The sequence below is a fragment of the Methylomonas sp. TEB genome, from assembly GCF_047777895.1.
GTDB lineage: Bacteria > Pseudomonadota > Gammaproteobacteria > Methylococcales > Methylomonadaceae > Methylomonas.
Window position 1 is genome coordinate 404,512 of sequence record NZ_CP180476.1, and the last position, 16,486, is coordinate 420,997.

11 protein-coding genes are annotated in these 16,486 nt (G+C 52.2%); 1 reads left to right on the forward strand and 10 read right to left on the reverse strand.

Annotated features, from left to right (window positions below):
• The 6 genes from ACMXD4_RS01770 to ACMXD4_RS01795 form a co-directional block, all read right to left on the reverse strand.
• Window positions 1–3,804: a methyl-accepting chemotaxis protein gene (locus ACMXD4_RS01770; RefSeq protein ID WP_415879673.1), complete on the reverse strand. Its 3,804-nt coding sequence runs from the start codon at window positions 3,802–3,804 to the stop codon at window positions 1–3.
• Between the two features lie 295 nt (window positions 3,805–4,099).
• On the reverse strand, window positions 4,100–9,022 hold the full coding sequence (locus ACMXD4_RS01775; protein WP_415879674.1) for a methyl-accepting chemotaxis protein: 4,923 nt from the start codon (window positions 9,020–9,022) through the stop codon (window positions 4,100–4,102).
• 43 nt (window positions 9,023–9,065) lie between these two features.
• On the reverse strand, window positions 9,066–11,240 hold the full coding sequence (locus tag ACMXD4_RS01780; RefSeq protein WP_415879675.1) for a chemotaxis protein CheA: 2,175 nt from the start codon (window positions 11,238–11,240) through the stop codon (window positions 9,066–9,068).
• Between the two features lie 12 nt (window positions 11,241–11,252).
• Window positions 11,253–11,540, reverse strand: coding sequence for a lipid asymmetry maintenance protein MlaB (locus tag ACMXD4_RS01785; protein WP_033158482.1), 288 nt, complete (start codon window positions 11,538–11,540; stop codon window positions 11,253–11,255).
• Between the two features lie 80 nt (window positions 11,541–11,620).
• The gene (locus tag ACMXD4_RS01790; protein ID WP_020484376.1) at window positions 11,621–11,989 is read right to left on the reverse strand and encodes a response regulator; all 369 of its coding nucleotides are present in this window, start codon (window positions 11,987–11,989) and stop codon (window positions 11,621–11,623) included.
• 12 nt (window positions 11,990–12,001) lie between these two features.
• A complete protein-coding gene (locus ACMXD4_RS01795; protein WP_415879676.1) occupies window positions 12,002–13,084 on the reverse strand; it encodes a methyl-accepting chemotaxis protein in 1,083 nt (360 codons plus the stop codon).
• Between the two features lie 264 nt (window positions 13,085–13,348).
• Here ACMXD4_RS01795 and ACMXD4_RS01800 point away from each other — a divergent pair, with 264 nt between their 5' ends.
• Window positions 13,349–13,684 (forward strand): ASCH domain-containing protein, encoded by a 336-nt coding sequence (locus ACMXD4_RS01800; protein WP_171696816.1) that lies wholly within the window; start codon window positions 13,349–13,351, stop codon window positions 13,682–13,684.
• Here ACMXD4_RS01800 and ACMXD4_RS01805 read toward each other — a convergent pair.
• Genes ACMXD4_RS01805 through ACMXD4_RS01820 form a run of 4 tightly spaced genes read right to left on the reverse strand, consistent with a single transcriptional unit; the run spans window position 13,662 to window position 16,467 of the window.
• Window positions 13,662–14,420, reverse strand: coding sequence for a DUF2063 domain-containing protein (locus ACMXD4_RS01805; protein WP_171696815.1), 759 nt, complete (start codon window positions 14,418–14,420; stop codon window positions 13,662–13,664). The two genes, ACMXD4_RS01800 and ACMXD4_RS01805, sit on opposite strands and share 23 nt — an antisense overlap.
• Window positions 14,420–15,271 carry a DUF692 domain-containing protein gene (locus tag ACMXD4_RS01810; protein ID WP_415879677.1) on the reverse strand — a complete coding sequence of 284 codons (852 nt, stop codon included), beginning with the start codon at window positions 15,269–15,271 and terminating at the stop codon, window positions 14,420–14,422. Before ACMXD4_RS01810 ends, ACMXD4_RS01805 begins: the two co-directional genes overlap by 1 nt.
• A gap of 3 nt (window positions 15,272–15,274) precedes the next feature.
• Entirely contained in the window at window positions 15,275–15,856 is a 582-nt protein-coding gene (locus tag ACMXD4_RS01815) for a DedA family protein (protein WP_415879678.1), read from the reverse strand.
• 29 nt (window positions 15,857–15,885) lie between these two features.
• Window positions 15,886–16,467 (reverse strand): hypothetical protein, encoded by a 582-nt coding sequence (locus tag ACMXD4_RS01820; RefSeq protein ID WP_033158488.1) that lies wholly within the window; start codon window positions 16,465–16,467, stop codon window positions 15,886–15,888.
• Window positions 16,468–16,486: the final 19 nt, after the last annotated feature.

Below are 16,486 nucleotides of genomic sequence, written 5' to 3' on the forward strand. Positions count from 1 at the left end.
CTAGAAACGTTCGAACTGGTTTAAATCGAAGTCATGATCAATATTCGCACTTGCCTGAGCGACGGGCTTGATTTTGATAGCCTTTTTTGCTGATTTGACTTCAGCTGTGATCGTCGCTTTTCGACCGCTGTCGTCGAGTCTAAAAAAGCTCATCAGCGATTGCAGTTGTTCAGCCTGACTGGTCATTTCTTCCGCAGTAGCCGCCAACTGTTCGCTGGCCGATGCATTCTGCTGAGTAATCTGGTTCATCTGGTTCATGGCATTGTTGACTTGGCTGACACCAGCGGATTGTTCTTGGGAGGCGGCGGCAATCTCCTGCACCAAGTCGGAGGTTCTGGCAATGCTGGGGACAATTTCATCCAGCAGTTTGCCCGCACTTTCCGCAGTCTCGACGCTGTTTTCGGCCAACTCGCCAATCTCCTGCGCCGCCACCTGGCTGCGCTCGGCCAGTTTGCGCACTTCCGCCGCCACCACCGCAAAGCCTTTGCCGTGATCGCCGGCGCGCGCCGCTTCGATGGCGGCGTTCAAGGCCAACATGTTGGTTTGGTAGGCAATGTCGTCAATGATGCCGATTTTTTTGGCAATCTCGCGCATAGCGTCAACGGTCTGTTTCACCGCTTCGCCGCCTTGGCTGGCTTCGGTAGCGGCTTTGCTGGCCATGCCGTCGGTGACTTTGGCATTGTCGGCATTCTGGTTGATGCTGGCCGCCATTTCCTCGATGCTGGCGCTGGTGATCTCGACACTGCCTGCCTGTTCGCTGGCGGCTTGCGACAACGATTGCGAGGTGGAACTGATCTGCTCGGAGGCATTACCCAGCTGATCCGCGGCGGAAATCACCTCGGCAATGGTTTGGGAGAGTTTGGCGACGGTGTTGTTCACGGTGTCTTTAAATTCACCCAACTGGCCTTGGTAGTTACCGGTCACGTTGCGGGTCAAATCGCCTTGTTCAACCAACGCCAGTACTTCGACCGCTTCATTCAGCGGCAAGATCACCCCATCCAGGGTGTCATTGACGCCTTCGACGATTTTGCGGAAATCGCCTTGGTGTTTGCTGGCGTCGGCACGGGTTTGCAGGCGCCCCTCAACCGCAGCGGTGGCCAGCATATTGGCGTCGGCCACCAGCGTATTGACCGCATCGATACAGGTGTTGAGGTTGTTTTTAATGGTGTTGAAATCACCGTTGTAGGTGTCGGTGATTTTGGCGGGAATGTGGCCTTTGGAAATGTTATCGACATAGTCAGCCGCCACATTCAACGGGCCGATCACCGCATTCAGGGTTAGATTCACGCCCTCGACAATCTTACGGAAATCACCTTGGTGCTTAGTGGCATCCGCGCGGGTGGCCAAACGCCCTTCGACGGCAGCGGTCGATAACATATTGGCATCGGCTACCAAGGCGTTCACCGCATCAATACAGGTGTTCAGATTGTTTTTGATGACATTGAAATCACCGTTGTAGGTGTCGGTGATTTTGGCGGGGATCGCGCCTTTAGCGATGTTGTCCACGTACTCGGCCGCCACGTTCAAGGGTCCGATCACCGCATCCAGCGTGTTATTGACGCCTTGGACGATTTTCCGGTAGTCACCTTGGTATTGGCTGGCGTCGGCGCGGGTGGCTAAGCGGCCTTCGATAGCGGCTTTTTCCAAGGCCACCGCTTCGGCCACCATGCTGGAAATCGCATCGATACAGTTGTTCAGGTTGTTTTTGATGGTGTTGAAGTCGCCGTTATAGTGGTCGGTGATTTTCGCCGGAATCGCCCCGCGCGAGATGTTGTCCACGTACTCGGCGGCCACGTTCAAGGGCCCGATTACCGCATCCAGCGTGCTGTTGACCCCTTCGACGATTTTGCGGAAATCGCCTTGGTGTTTCGTGGCATCCGCGCGGGTGGCCAAACGCCCTTCGACGGCAGCAGTCGATAACATATTAGCATCGGCCACCAAGGCGTTCACCGCATCAATACAGGTGTTCAGATTGTTTTTGATGACATTGAAATCACCGTTGTAGGTGTCGGTGATTTTGGCGGGGATCGCGCCTTTAGCGATGTTGTCCACGTACTCGGCGGCGACGTTGAGCGGACCGATCACGGCGTCCAGCGTGTTGTTGACGCCTTCGACAATCTTGCGGTAATCGCCTTGGTATTGGCTGGCGTCGGCACGGGTAGCTAAGCGGCCTTCGATGGCGGCTTTTTCCAGCGCAGCGGCTTCGGCCACCATGCTGGAAATCGCGTCGATGCAGTTGTTCAGATTGTTTTTGATGGTGTTGAAATCGCCATTGTAGGTGTCGGTGATTTTCGCCGGAATCGCCCCGCGCGAGATGTTGTCGACGTACTCGGCAGCGACGTTGAGCGGCCCGATCACCGCGTCCAGGGTGTTATTGACGCCTTCGACAATCTTGCGGTAATCGCCTTGGTATTGGCTGGCGTCGGCGCGGGTGGCTAAGCGGCCTTCGATGGCGGCTTTTTCCAGCGCAGCGGCTTCGGCCACCATGTTGGAAATCGCGTCGATACAGTTGTTCAGATTGTTTTTGATGGTGTTGAAATCACCGTTGTAGGTGTCGGTGATTTTGGCGGGGATCGCGCCTTTAGAGATGTTGTCCACGTAGTCGGCCGCCACGTTCAAAGGTCCGATCACGGCATCCAGGGTGTTGTTGACGCCTTCGACAATCTTGCGGAAGTCGCCTTGGTGTTTCGTGGCATCCGCGCGGGTTGACAGGCGGCCTTCGACGGCTGCTTGCGACAGCATGGCGGCATCATTTACTAGAGCCTTGATGTTATCGCGAACTAAATCTATGGTTTCATTGATAAATCGCTTTTTACCAGGCAATTTTTCAACATCGGCTTCGAGATTACCTTTGCCAAACTCCATGAAACACTTTATGGCCATTTTTTTCACAGCAATATGACCGTTAACCATGTCGTTAACGCCTTTGGCGACGGTCTTGAAACTACCGTGGAATTTTTGTTGATCAACCACTACATCAATATCGCCTTTTTCATGTTCAGCGGCCATATGATCCATCTCGGCTAACAGCGCTTTGATGTTATCGCTCAACTGCTTCATATTGGCCATAACACTGCTGTTATCGCCGGCTTTGAGTTGAATAACGGTGGTCAAATCCCCTTGCGAGATTTTATAAGCCAAATCCGCAACAAAATCCGGTTCGCCACCCAATTGCCGTGTCAGGGTTCGGGCAATGAAAAAACCCAAGGTGCCGATAGCCAGTATCGTTAGCGCTGTAATAATGACGGAAATGGTAATGGCGCTGGACTGAATCGAAACTGCTTCGTTCGATGAGTTTTTACCCAGACGCTGGTTATATTCGCTATGATTTTTGAACGCATCCAACAGCTTATCAACCACAGGCTGATTGCCCATCATCACAGTTCGGGCTTCGGCATTTTTATTCTGCCTGGATAAATCACGAATTTTGAGCCGTAATTTGTCGTATTCCGCCAAACTAGCTTTATCGTCCTGTAACAGTTTTTTGTCCTCATCATCGGCCAAAAGCTTTTCATAGTCGCTCAAACGCTTATCGATATTCGCGCGTTTTTCGTCGATTTCTTGCTCGACGCCGGCCATGGCCGTATCGTCGGTTTCCGTTAAATGCTGCCAGACGTGCGCGCGGATTCCGGATATCTCCCCAACAATATCGTTAAGCAACAACACACTAGGCAAGGTATTGATAGTATTGAAGTTGGTGGCGGTATACACTTTGTCGATCTGCACATAGTTGAAGCCGGCCAAACCAGCCAAACCCAACACAGCGGAACCGATTAATAACAACAAACGTTGTGTGACTGTCATTTTTTTACCCTCATGCAATTTAAAATTTTGATTCGCTCACGCGCTCCGTAAGTACCGCATCCTCTAAAAGCGCGGACTTCAGGTCGCCACGCTGCCAACTTCCCTTTTAGTCGCCAGTAGATTATTAACCAGGCCTTTAAACTCACTGATTCCGTGATTCCCGCGTAAGCTGAAGTCCAGCGTGAAAACTGGGTTTGCGCTTACACGGGAGCGACGATATTTGAGGGCAGGGTTAATAAAAGTTGATACCAGCTTTTTCTAGCTCATAAAAAACCAGCTTGAGATGGCTCCGATTTTATAAATGTGCTTGTTTTTTTAATGTCACAATGGCAACACTGACTTGGCTGGAGGCCAATGCAAACGCGCTGCCCGCATCTAACAAGGACTCGGCGGTTTCATATTGGCCACTATTAATCACCTTGGCCACTTTTCCGGCTTCGCGATGAAACTGCGCATGTTTATGCAGACAGTCCTGAAAACCCGACAAATGTTTGTATTGCTTATGACCGCCGCCGTGCAACCATTTACCCAACTTGCAGCAATCGTCCCGGCCAATGGTGACGGCATCCATGTGCTCGTGTTGGCTGATACCTCGGCGCAGTTTCACCTTCCACTCGCTGTGTGCTTGAATGGCTGCATCCAAGTCAATGGTGTCATCCTCTGTGGTTTTCGCACTTTCTGACCGACGCGATGTTGCCTGGGTTGCAGAGCGGCTAGCAGCATGTCCGGAAGAGGTGATTTTGAAAAAGCTCATCAAACTTTGTAGTTGTTCCGTTTGCCCCATCATTTCTTCCGCAGTAGCCGCCAACTGTTCGCTGGCCGATGCATTCTGCTGAGTAATCTGGTTCATCTGGTTCATGGCATTGTTGACTTGGCTGACACCAGCGGATTGTTCTTGGGAGGCGGCGGCAATCTCCTGCACCAAGTCGGAGGTTCTGGCAATGCTGGGGACAATTTCATCCAGCAGTTTGCCCGCACTTTCCGCAGTCTCGACGCTGTTTTCGGCCAACTCGCCAATCTCCTGCGCCGCCACCTGGCTGCGCTCGGCCAGTTTGCGCACTTCCGCCGCCACCACCGCAAAGCCTTTGCCGTGATCGCCGGCGCGCGCCGCTTCGATGGCGGCGTTCAAGGCCAACATGTTGGTTTGGTAGGCAATGTCGTCAATGATGCCGATTTTTTTGGCAATCTCGCGCATAGCGTCAACGGTCTGTTTCACCGCTTCGCCGCCTTGGCTGGCTTCGGTAGCGGCTTTGCTGGCCATGCCGTCGGTGACTTTGGCATTGTCGGCATTCTGGTTGATGCTGGCCGCCATTTCCTCGATGCTGGCGCTGGTGATCTCGACACTGCCTGCCTGTTCGCTGGCGGCTTGCGACAACGATTGCGAGGTGGAACTGATCTGCTCGGAGGCATTACCCAGCTGATCCGCGGCGGAAATCACCTCGGCAATGGTTTGGGAGAGTTTGGCGACGGTGTTGTTCACGGTGTCTTTAAATTCACCCAACTGGCCTTGGTAGTTACCGGTCACGTTGCGGGTCAAATCGCCTTGTTCAACCAACGCCAGTACTTCGACCGCTTCATTCAGCGGCAAGATCACCCCATCCAGGGTGTCATTGACGCCTTCGACGATTTTGCGGAAATCGCCTTGGTGTTTGCTGGCGTCGGCACGGGTTTGCAGGCGCCCCTCAACCGCAGCGGTGGCCAGCATATTGGCGTCGGCCACCAGCGTATTGACCGCATCGATACAGGTGTTGAGGTTGTTTTTAATGGTGTTGAAATCACCGTTGTAGGTGTCGGTGATTTTGGCGGGAATGTGGCCTTTGGAAATGTTATCGACATAGTCAGCCGCCACATTCAACGGGCCGATCACCGCATTCAGGGTTAGATTCACGCCCTCGACAATCTTACGGAAATCACCTTGGTGCTTAGTGGCATCCGCGCGGGTGGCCAAACGCCCTTCGACGGCAGCGGTCGATAACATATTGGCATCGGCTACCAAGGCGTTCACCGCATCAATACAGGTGTTCAGATTGTTTTTGATGACATTGAAATCACCGTTGTAGGTGTCGGTGATTTTGGCGGGGATCGCGCCTTTAGCGATGTTGTCCACGTACTCGGCCGCCACGTTCAAGGGTCCGATCACCGCATCCAGCGTGTTATTGACGCCTTGGACGATTTTCCGGTAGTCACCTTGGTATTGGCTGGCGTCGGCGCGGGTGGCTAAGCGGCCTTCGATAGCGGCTTTTTCCAAGGCCACCGCTTCGGCCACCATGCTGGAAATCGCATCGATACAGTTGTTCAGGTTGTTTTTGATGGTGTTGAAGTCGCCGTTATAGTGGTCGGTGATTTTCGCCGGAATCGCCCCGCGCGAGATGTTGTCCACGTACTCGGCGGCCACGTTCAAGGGCCCGATTACCGCATCCAGCGTGCTGTTGACCCCTTCGACGATTTTGCGGAAATCGCCTTGGTGTTTCGTGGCATCCGCGCGGGTGGCCAAACGCCCTTCGACGGCAGCAGTCGATAACATATTAGCATCGGCCACCAAGGCGTTCACCGCATCAATACAGGTGTTCAGATTGTTTTTGATGACATTGAAATCACCGTTGTAGGTGTCGGTGATTTTGGCGGGGATCGCGCCTTTAGCGATGTTGTCCACGTACTCGGCGGCGACGTTGAGCGGACCGATCACGGCGTCCAGCGTGTTGTTGACGCCTTCGACAATCTTGCGGTAATCGCCTTGGTATTGGCTGGCGTCGGCACGGGTAGCTAAGCGGCCTTCGATGGCGGCTTTTTCCAGCGCAGCGGCTTCGGCCACCATGCTGGAAATCGCGTCGATGCAGTTGTTCAGATTGTTTTTGATGGTGTTGAAATCGCCATTGTAGGTGTCGGTGATTTTCGCCGGAATCGCCCCGCGCGAGATGTTGTCGACGTACTCGGCAGCGACGTTGAGCGGCCCGATCACCGCGTCCAGGGTGTTATTGACGCCTTCGACAATCTTGCGGTAATCGCCTTGGTATTGGCTGGCGTCGGCGCGGGTGGCTAAGCGGCCTTCGATGGCGGCTTTTTCCAGCGCAGCGGCTTCGGCCACCATGTTGGAAATCGCGTCGATACAGTTGTTCAGATTGTTTTTGATGGTGTTGAAATCACCGTTGTAGGTGTCGGTGATTTTGGCGGGGATCGCGCCTTTAGAGATGTTGTCCACGTAGTCGGCCGCCACGTTCAAAGGTCCGATCACGGCATCCAGGGTGTTGTTGACGCCTTCGACAATCTTGCGGTAATCGCCTTGATACTGGCTGGCGTCGGCGCGGGTGGCTAAGCGGCCTTCGATGGCGGCTTTTTCCAGCGCAGCGGCTTCGGCGACCATGCTGCTGATCGCATCGATACAGTTGTTCAGATTGTTTTTGATGGTGTTGAAATCGCCATTGTAGGTGTCGGTGATTTTCGCCGGAATCGCGCCTTTAGAGATGTTGTCCACGTACTCGGCAGCCACGTTCAAAGGACCGATCACGGCTTCCAGCGTGTCGTTAACACCTACGACGATTTTCCGATAATCACCCTGGTGTTTAGTCGCATCTGCACGGGTGGACAGCTGTCCTTCTACGGCTGAGTGGGACAGCATGACGGCATCGGCAATCAAAGATTGCACGGAAAATACTGCGGCTTTGACACCCTCATTCAGTTGATTGAATTCTAAGCCGTAGTTATGGCTATCGTTTTGCGGCATTTGGCCGCGCCCGAACAAGGTCATGGCATGAATCATGGCATTGACAGGGCGGAGCACCCCCATGACGATGTACCAACTCATCGCCAGGAAACCCAACAAGAACAAGGACACGACTATCATCGTAGTATTGATAGTGCCGCCTAATCGCGCCAAACGGGCATCCAAACCGGCATATAGCAACTTGCTAAATCCGCCTGCTAACGAGAAGTTTTGTTGGATAGCCTGCGTCAAGCTGTTGAAATAATCGCTGCCGGCAAGCTCAAGTTGCCCACGTTGTAAAATTTCCGTTTCAGTCAAGGTCAGTGCTTGCTTGGCTAAGGCGGTGGCTTTTTGCAAATCCGTGCGGAGTGCGGGGTTCATGCTGCCGATTTTGGGAATATTCTCGTCGATCATCGCCAGGGTTTCTTCAGCATTCGCGATTAATGCTCGCAGGTGAGCGGCTTCTGCAACAGTAACGGTTTTTCGCTGCAGAATCGGCGAACCCACGCCTCTGAGCATACCCAATTGTTCGGACAGCTCAGGAAATAAACTGATTGCCAACACTTGGGCGTAATAGGTATCGGCTTCCGGATCCAATCCTAGTCCCGATGCATCAGCCACTTTGCGGTTAAAAGCGTGCAATTGACTAATGAATTCGCCATGCTTTGCAAGATTGGTTTGTGCATCAAATTTGCTAGCCGAAGCCGCCAGCTCTTGCCATTTTTCCCTGAGCGCTTGCCAGGCCAAAGTCAGCTTTAATTCTGCCAACCGTCCGTCCAATGCGGAGATACCGGCGATTTGCTGATTGACTTCGTTGCGTTTCGCCTCCCGGCGGCTCGCTTCCTGTGTGTTGCCGGCGATTACCATCGCGTTCAAGCCACGGTGCTCTACCACCAGTTGCATCAGTTTGATGGTCTCCGTAGAGTAATCGACACCTTGTTTTTCCTTTAATGCGAAATCCTTGTCTGCGATATTGTCATTTATCAAAAAGTAGGTTGGCACTGCGAACATAGCAATAGCCAGAACCACTAAGGCAACAAACTTTTGCCAGAGCTTAATTTTGCTAAATACGCTAGAAATCTTTCCCTCTTTAAAGGGGTTTTTAACGCGACCGGCTTTGATATCGGCATATAGCGCGGCCGCCGCATCAACTTCGCTGCGTGCTGGCTTGAAGCGGATAGACCGGTAACCAATCATCTGGCCTTCGTTGTAAATTGGCGCGACATTGGCTTCCACCCAATAGAAATCGCCATTTTTGGAACGGTTTTTTACCAATCCGCGCCAAGTACAGCCGGACTCTATGGTTCGCCACATCCATTCATAGGCCTCTTCCGGCATATCCGGGTGGCGTACAATGTTGTGCGGCTGCCCCAGTAACTCCTGTTCAGTGAAGCCACTCAGCTTGATGAAAGCCGGGCTGACGCTGGTGATATAGCCACGCAAATCGGTGGTAGAGGTGAGAATGTCTTCTTCGGAAAAGTGTAATTCGACGTCAGTAACGGGTTGATTATTTCTCATGGCTATTTTCCATAGTATGTAATTGGCTTTTTTCCAATTGGGCTCAAGCCTGGGCCAAGTGCATATTGCCCTGAAGCTTGTGTTCAAAGGCGCTCACCAAGACAGGTACATCCAAAATTAACGCCACTTCGCCACTGCCCAAGATCGTGGATCCTCCCAGCCCTTCCACATGTCCGAATAACTTGCCAAGCGGCTTGATAACCGTCTGAAACTCGCCGATTAAGCGATCAACGACCAGCCCGGTTTTGACACCCGCTGCATGCACCACGACGACATTCGGTCTGCGCGGTTGATCTCCGCTGATGTTGAACAGATCGCGCAAGCGGATAAAAGGCAATACTTCGCCGCGCAAATCCATGTAATCCCTGTCAATCAAATCGCCGGACAACTCCAGACACTCGACAACCCGGTCAAGAGGAATCACGTATGACGATTTACCTACACCCACCAAAAACCCATCAATGATGGCTAATGTCAGTGGTAAACGAATGCGGATAGTGGAACCTTGACCCGGCCTGCTTTCAACTTCGATGTCGCCGCGTAAATCGGTCACGTTCCGTTTGACCACATCCATGCCCACACCGCGCCCGGACAGATTGGAGATTTGGCTGGCGGTTGAAAAACCAGGCTCGAAAATCAAGCTGTAAATTTCATGGTCGCTTAGTTTGGCGTCGGCTTGCACCAAACCTTTTTCGATGGCTTTTGCCAAAATTCGATCACGATCCAGACCACCGCCATCATCGCTAACTTCTATGGCGATGCTGCCCGACTCATGGTAGGCGTTTAATCTGAGCTCACCGCGACTGGGTTTGCCGCGCGCCGCGCGGACTTCGGCAGACTCGATACCGTGGTCCATGGCGTTGCGGACTAAGTGCATCAGCGGATCGCCGATTTTTTCGACAACCGATTTATCCACTTCGGTATCGCCGCCGGTAATGACCAGGGCAATATCTTTGCCCAGTTCTTTGCCAACATCGCGCACCACTCGCTGAAAGCGGCTGAATGTGGCACCTATCGCCACCATCCGCAGTTGCAATGCACCGTCGCGCACTTCTTCGACCAAGCGCATCATTTCGCTGGTGGCTTCCAATAGCGCGGAATCGCTGGTCTGTAAGGCACGCAGATTGACACCCGCACCCGAAATAACCAGTTCGCCTATCACATCGATGAGTTTGTCCAAGCGCTCGGCGTCTACCCGTATGGTTTGGTTTTCTCGGGCTTTGTTATCTTTAATCTGCTGCTGCTTTTCCAGTGCCGCATTAACCAACGGCTGCTGTACCACTTGTTGATCGACCAAGATTTCGCCGAGGCGGGTATTCGGTTGCGGGACTTGCGCCTGCTGCGCGTTGAGGCCTTCTTGTAGTTCACGTTGGGTAATGACCCCGCTTTTCAGCAATAGCTCGCCGAGTTGGGCATTGTCTTCGCCCAGCGAATTGATCAGTTCGACGTAGTAGGGGATTTTGTCTTCCAGCGGCAAAATGTGGATGTAACTGCCTTCGCGAACAAAATCGAACACGCTTTCGATAGCGGCTTTGTCTGAGTCGCTTTTTAGGACAATTTCAAAACCCAGATAACTGCTCTCGGGATCCATGCTTTCGGCATCCGGCATTGCATGACTGAAAGTAGTCAGCGACATAATCTCGCCTAGCGTTGCCAAATAGCGGATGAAAGACAAGGGATCCATGCCGTCGCGTAGACAGTTTTCGCCGAATTGAATAAACAAATGCCAATTGCCGCTGTCGATTACGCCGCCACCGCTGGCTTCGAGCGGTTCGCCAGCTTGCTGCACAGTCGTCATCGCCTGCTTGGGCTCAGGCTTCAAAAAAGACTCCAAGCCATCCAGTAATTGTCGTTCGGCATTGGTCATCGCCGGGTTGGCGTTTACTTCGCCGTCGGCCACTGCTTGAATCAGCTCAATCATATGGTCGCAGCAAGGTAGCAGAATGGCGACCAGTTCCGGCGAAACGCTCAACTTTCCGTCGCGCAAGGTATCAAGCACGCTTTCCACCACGTGGGTGAAGGCAACGATATGATCCAGACCGAATAATCCCGCCGACCCCTTAATGGTATGTGCGGCTCGGAAAATGGCGTTAATCCGTTCGGACGGCTCCTGATCGTCTTCTAGCCCGAGTAAGCCGTCTTCCATGTCTTGCAATAACTCCAGACTTTCAATCACAAAAGTCTTCAGAGCATCCCGCATTTGATCATCAAAACTCATTTCGCATACTCCTTAGTTTTGGGTCAGCACGACCTGATCGCCAAAAGTACCCGTCAGATTCGCTAGTTCCAGCACATCCAACACGGCTTTGCTGTGCATCACGAAACGCAAGCTCTTACCTAAATGTGCGGCTTCGCGTTTAATTAGAATCAACAACTGTAGGCCGGCCGTATCGATTTCGGTGACGTTGGCAAGATTGATCTCCAAATCATCCCCAGCCGTTAGAAACATCAGCAGATTGGATTTCTGATCTGCCGCGTTGTAGATGGTTAATTCGTCTTTAATGGTTAGGCTGGGCATGGACGATCTCGCTAGACATAGACAGAGGTACTTATATGAATCGGCGGAAACGGGATGAACGACCGCTGTTCATACTCCGATCAAGGCAAAATTAACTTGGAAACGGCCGCTAACATTTGCGCCGGCTGGAACGGTTTAACCACCCAGGCTTTGGCGCCCGCTGCCTGGCCTTCCTGTTTTTTGCCTTCCTGAGATTCGGTGGTCAGCATAATGACCGGGGTAAATTTATAGGCCGGTAACTGTTTAAGTTCCTTCACGAAGGTAATGCCGTCCATATTCGGCATATTGACATCGGATATGATGAGGTGAATTTTCTGGCCGTTGAGCTTACTTAGCCCATCCTTGCCGTCGCACGCTTCTATTACTTCATAACCGGCGCCTTTCAGCGCAATACCTACTACCTGACGGACCGACGCCGCATCGTCTACTACCAATATCGTTTTTGCCATATGCTTAATATCCTAGAAAAAAGTAATCTCTTGTGTTTGAGGTTCAACGGCCCGATTGCCATGACCATGGGCGTGGTGTTCGGATTCCATGGTGTAGGTGCTGGTCAAGCCGCTTAAAATGTGGTCCGCATCTATCGGCCGCAACGCAAATACACCGTCGGCATGACTGCGATTGAGCTGTTTGGGGAAATCGGCAATGCTGTCTTTGACGTGTTGCAGAATTTGGCCGATCCGGTCTTGAAATTGAAAATGCACCAAGGATTCGTCTATCTCACCTTTTATGGCCTGCGCCGAATGGCTTAAGTTGCTTGAATAGCCCTGCAATTTGGTAAACACGTCATGCAGGTTATCCATTACCGATTGAATATTGCTGTTACAAGCGGAGACCGCTTCGGCCTCGTTTTGCGCGCTTTTTTCCACCGCTAGCAACGCAGTTTGAATGGCGGAGCTAACTTGCTCGACTTTGGAGCCGATCTGCTTACCGGTTTCACCGGACAAGTTGGATAGCTTTCTAACCTCGTCCGCCACCACGGCAAAACCGCGGCCTGCTTCGCCGGCCCGAGCCGCTTCGATAGCGGCGTTTAAGGCAATCAGATTGGTTTGTTCGGCAATCCGCGCCACTTCCTTGGCCATCTGCTTCAATTCATCAATAAAGCCCGCCAAGGAGCGAATTTTCTGCAAAACCGCCAAATTTTCCTGCAATGCCGCATCCATGGAGCTCACCACTTTTTGCAAATTGGTGTTGCTGTTTACGAATACTTCTTCGCCGTTGCCACCGAGAGTGGAATGGGAGGATCTTAAAGCCGCTTCCAGATTATTGGTAATCCCGGCAAAGCGTTGAGTCAACAACGTAATTGCCTGCTCGATTTGTTGCCGGGTCGAATCGATTTGTGCTGCCCATACCGGCGTGACTTGCTCGGCAAACCGATCCAGACCGGAAATATATTTTTCTATTTCGGCTACCGATAAGGCGGGGGCCTTGTCAGTCAAGGTATTTTGCGTAGCGGCAACACAGCGTTTTTTGGTCACCCAAGCGGCTATTCCTGCCGACATCAATGCAACGCAAATCATTACCGCAAATTGGAATATAGACATTTTGGCGTAATCTCCCTGGTTTTTTTATGATTTCGCAGCCCTCTGCCGCCGATCATTTCGGTTCAGTGGCCTGGAAATTCAATGTGGAAAAAAGTATAGGCAGGAAAATTCGGTTTATCTAGAAAGCTACCGACAAATTGTAGGGTTAGTCCCACAACTGATGATTAATTTGCGAAACTGCTAACGGAAGTCGCTTGCAATGCGTGTTTAAGGCTTTTAAAGTGCCAAGCTGTTTTATTCCGTACTACAAGGACATCCGCTTTCATGACTGAATATCCCGAAAAATCTTGCAGCATCGACCGTTTGGTTCGACACCCCAAATTAGTGGCGGCAACGCTGGCCGGCGATAAAACCCAGCAACGCCGCGACGGTTTATATGCCTATCCCGGCGAAACTTTTGTACTGGAAGAGGTTGTATTTGAAGTAACTAGCGTGGAACGCCAAAGAATAGGCGACATGAGTGACGCGGACGCCCGGGCGGAGGGTTATCCGAATCTGGCAATGTATAAGGATTTAATATTGAAAATGCACAGCGGCATGGAGTGGAACGAGGACGGACTAGTCTGGGTGCATAGCTTTAAGCGGCAACAGCCGGAATAAGAATCCCTTTCTCAGCCAGCTCCCGCAGCATCGGCGGGCCGGCGGCCATTAAGGCTTGGCTATCCAGTTGCGGGAATTCCGTGGCAACCGCTTGCAAGCACTGTTCGCCGGTCATCGGCCCTTCATCCTGCAAAATTTGCAGCAAGCGTATGGTCAAACCGGTGGTTTTCAGAAAATGCACGCAGTCGAGATTGTCGCGGTAAACGATCAAGCAAGTGGTTTGCTCCGGCGGCTCTAGCGGCAAAAAGCCGGGGCCTATTGCCTGTACCGGATAACGGTAAAGCAACGGCCAGGCCAAGGGCGATAACGCGATGCTGCGCGGCAACAACTTATCCAGAAAATCGCTGTCACCCAATATTGGTGTGTCCTTGGCAATCGACAAAGCCATTTCCACCCATTCGTAATGTGCCAATTCCAACAGAAACGGATAATCGTCCGGATTATTTCGTTCGTTTTGTAAATACGCTAAAAACTCTTCGGCAATTTCCGAGAAATAGGGGGTATCGCAGCGATGCCGGGTAAAAAAATCCTGAGTGATTTCCTGCCATTGCGCATCATTCAGGATGGCTCGCAATACCGGAAAATTACTGGCAATAAAACTGTCGATATTGTTGAAAAACAACTCCCGATACATGGCCATACGCCGCGGCTCGACATCTGCCGGCGGCGGATTGTTTTGCGGATCGCGAATATACGCGGCAAACTGGCCTTGGGTAGCCTGAAAATCGGCAGCCATCAGGCTACCTGTTTTTGTCGGCCAGCCGCATAGTGCTGCTGAATGGCTTGGATGGTATCGACTTCCTGGCTTAACTCAAGCAAGGAGGGAATGTTGAAATCCCGCTCCAGCAGGGTAGGGAACACGCCGAACAGCTCGTAAGCCTTGCCCAACAAAGTCCAGACCGGATCGATCACCGGCGCGCCGTGGGTATCGACCAGAAAATCCTCTGCTTCCACATAATGGCCGGCGATGTGCGCGTAAGCGATGCGTTCGGCAGGCATGGCCCGCAGAAAGGTTTCGGCATCGTAGCCGTGATTGACACTATTCACGTAGATATTGTTGATGTCGATCAGCACATCGCAGTCGGCTTCGGTAACTACCGCGTTGAAAAAATCGATTTCGGCCATTTCCTGTCCCGGCGAGGCGTAATAAGAAATGTTTTCGATGGCCATGCGCTGTTCCAGAATGTCCTGCACCCTGCGAATACGCGCGGCAACATGCTTGACGGCATCTTCGGTGAACGGCATCGGCATCAAGTCGTATAAATGCCCGCCATGGCTGCAATAGCTAAGGTGTTCGCTGTAGAATTTGATCCCGTGCTCGCGCATGAACACTTTCAAATCGTGCACGAATTGCTCGTCGAGAGGATCGCTGCTGCCTATCGACAGCGACAGGCCATGACAGACAAAATCAAAACGCTCGGTCATGGCGCGAAACTGTTTGCCGAACTTGCCACCGATGGTCATCCAGTTTTCCGGCGCCACTTCGTAAAAGCCGACATGGGCCAGCGGCGACTCGACAATCTCGCTCAAAAACGAGCGCCGCAAGCCTAAGCCGGCACCGTGAACGAGATTGCGAATGCTATCCATGACTTACTCTTCCGGTGCGTCCGGTGTTTCCGGTTTGTGGGTAGAACGCCAGAATAAGGCTAAACCAATCGCTACCAATGTACCCAGGATATACATTTCATATTTTTTGACCTGACCCATGATGGACTCGGCAAATTGGCCGAAGGTGTAGCCCAGATAACCGACCGCTATCGCCCAAATCCCGGCGCCGAGAAAATTCAGCAAGAAAAACTTCAAGGGATGAATCTTGCTGGCCCCGATCACAAACGGCGTGACGTTACGTACGCCGTAGAGAAAGCGAAATCCCAAAATTACCGGGATCTGATGTTTGTGCAGCAAATCGAAAACCTTGTCGGTTTTGCTATGCCAAAGCGGACGTTTCTCCAGAAAGGCGATGCCTTTCCAACGGCCCAGATAGAAAAAGGTCTGGTCGCCGGCAAAGGTACCCAAAAACGCCGTCAGCATCACCCATTCCAATTGCAAATAGCCGCCGTGCGCTAAAAAGCCGGCGATGACCAGAATGGTTTCGCCTTCCAGATACGTACCGATAAACAAAGCTAAATAGCCGTAATCGATAACCAGCTGCTGTAAATCATTAAAATCCATAGTGTCGGTCTATTGGCGATGAGTCGAAATTAATGGCTGGCTGCTTTGTCTGCATCCATTTTGCTCCCGCAACTACCTTCTTCGTTTTTCATCATGGCGCCGCAGCTATGTTCGCCGGCTTTTTTGTCACCCCCCATCATGGCACCGCAACTGCCTTCTTCGGCTTTCTTAGGCTTGTCGGCGCCGTGATCCATGCCGCCCATGCTGCCCATACTCATCATGCCGCCGCCGGTCATCATGCCCATGCCGCAAGCGCCTTCTTTACCCTTCATCATCGCGCCGCAAGCGCTTTCCATGCCTTTTTTCATTTTGCCGCCGCTCATCATGCCGCCGCACATGCCTTCGCCGCATGAGCCTTCGGTTTTTTTCGCTTCAGCTTTTTTGGTCTCACTTTTTTTGATGCCATTGCCGTCCATTGCATTAGAGCCACACGCGCCCTGACTGATTTTGCCGTTTGAATGCTCTGCATGCGACGTCGCAACTTGCATATAGCCGCTAGACAACTCGGAAACGGCGAATGGGTTGGCATCGGCCTGCGCGTTGACAGCCATGCCGGACAAAAGCGCACCGCCCATCGCAGCGGCCAGCGGAGATTTATTAAATTTTTTCATGTGATTATCCTCTCGTGTG

What these genes read in the sequence shown, in the direction of transcription:
- ACMXD4_RS01770 (WP_415879673.1), bottom strand. Translation starts at nt 3,804, where the DNA reads ATGACAGTCACACAACGTTTGTTGTTATTAATCGGTTCCGCTGTGTTG.
- ACMXD4_RS01805 (WP_171696815.1), bottom strand. Translation starts at nt 14,420, where the DNA reads ATGGCTGCCGATTTTCAGGCTACCCAAGGCCAGTTTGCCGCGTATATT.
- ACMXD4_RS01775 (WP_415879674.1), bottom strand. Translation starts at nt 9,022, where the DNA reads ATGAGAAATAATCAACCCGTTACTGACGTCGAATTACACTTTTCCGAA.
- ACMXD4_RS01815 (WP_415879678.1), bottom strand. Translation starts at nt 15,856, where the DNA reads ATGGATTTTAATGATTTACAGCAGCTGGTTATCGATTACGGCTATTTA.
- ACMXD4_RS01820 (WP_033158488.1), bottom strand. Translation starts at nt 16,467, where the DNA reads ATGAAAAAATTTAATAAATCTCCGCTGGCCGCTGCGATGGGCGGTGCG.
- ACMXD4_RS01790 (WP_020484376.1), bottom strand. Translation starts at nt 11,989, where the DNA reads ATGGCAAAAACGATATTGGTAGTAGACGATGCGGCGTCGGTCCGTCAG.
- ACMXD4_RS01800 (WP_171696816.1), top strand. Translation starts at nt 13,349, where the DNA reads ATGACTGAATATCCCGAAAAATCTTGCAGCATCGACCGTTTGGTTCGA.
- ACMXD4_RS01785 (WP_033158482.1), bottom strand. Translation starts at nt 11,540, where the DNA reads ATGCCCAGCCTAACCATTAAAGACGAATTAACCATCTACAACGCGGCA.
- ACMXD4_RS01795 (WP_415879676.1), bottom strand. Translation starts at nt 13,084, where the DNA reads ATGTCTATATTCCAATTTGCGGTAATGATTTGCGTTGCATTGATGTCG.
- ACMXD4_RS01780 (WP_415879675.1), bottom strand. Translation starts at nt 11,240, where the DNA reads ATGAGTTTTGATGATCAAATGCGGGATGCTCTGAAGACTTTTGTGATT.
- ACMXD4_RS01810 (WP_415879677.1), bottom strand. Translation starts at nt 15,271, where the DNA reads ATGGATAGCATTCGCAATCTCGTTCACGGTGCCGGCTTAGGCTTGCGG.